This window comes from Vibrio anguillarum, assembly GCF_003390515.1.
GTDB classification, from domain to species: Bacteria; Pseudomonadota; Gammaproteobacteria; order Enterobacterales; family Vibrionaceae; genus Vibrio; species Vibrio anguillarum.
Map to the genome: position 1 here is coordinate 3,125,524 of NZ_CP031479.1, position 648 is coordinate 3,126,171.

1 protein-coding gene is annotated in these 648 nt (G+C 36.1%); it reads right to left on the bottom strand.

The genetic code is table 11. The features are described 5' to 3' along the window. Window positions 1-22 precede the first annotated feature (22 nt). A complete protein-coding gene (locus DD616_RS17180; protein WP_047691157.1) occupies window positions 23-622 on the bottom strand; it encodes a pentapeptide repeat-containing protein in 600 nt (199 codons plus the stop codon). Window positions 623-648 lie beyond the last annotated feature (26 nt).

Here is a 648-nt window from a genome sequence, read left to right on the forward strand (position 1 = left end):
CTTCAAACTTGATACTAAGCTATTAATCCACCAATTCAATACCTAAGCTTTCTAATAAGCTCAACGCTTCATATCGTGAAAACTTAGCCTTTTTAACGTTATTTTCTAGTACGTCAATGGAGTATGCTGTTGATTCACTGAAATCAACCCTTTGCAAATTTGTTCTCATAAATAAACTGTGGCTAAAATCACTATAAATCATTATTGAACCTGCAAAGTTACCTTCACGGAAATCAACATCATGCAACTTACATTCATCCAAAACCAATTCATTTAAGGTCAGGCCAAAGAAAGACGAGTCATTTAAAATACAACGCTTAAAACTTAGCTCAAAGTCCGAGTGATAAACTGGCCATGTCGCTTTCGTCCAATCAACGCCAACTAACTTACTGTCTTGAAATTTAAGCTCAAAGAGCTTTGAGTTTGTAAAATCCACCAAACTCAAATTGCAGCGTTCAAATGTGCAGTTTGTAAACTTACATTTCTGGAATTTAACCGCTGAAAAATCGCAGTCGGAGAATTGGCAATCTTCAAACTCGACGTCGCTATATTTCTCATCAGGTGAGGAAAGCTTCTCAAAAGAAACGTCGAAATATTGCTCATTATTTTTTAAATCTATCATCGTATCCTCTGAATAGCCTAACGCCC

What these genes read in the sequence shown, in the direction of transcription:
- DD616_RS17180 (WP_047691157.1), bottom strand. Translation starts at nt 622, where the DNA reads ATGATAGATTTAAAAAATAATGAGCAATATTTCGACGTTTCTTTTGAG.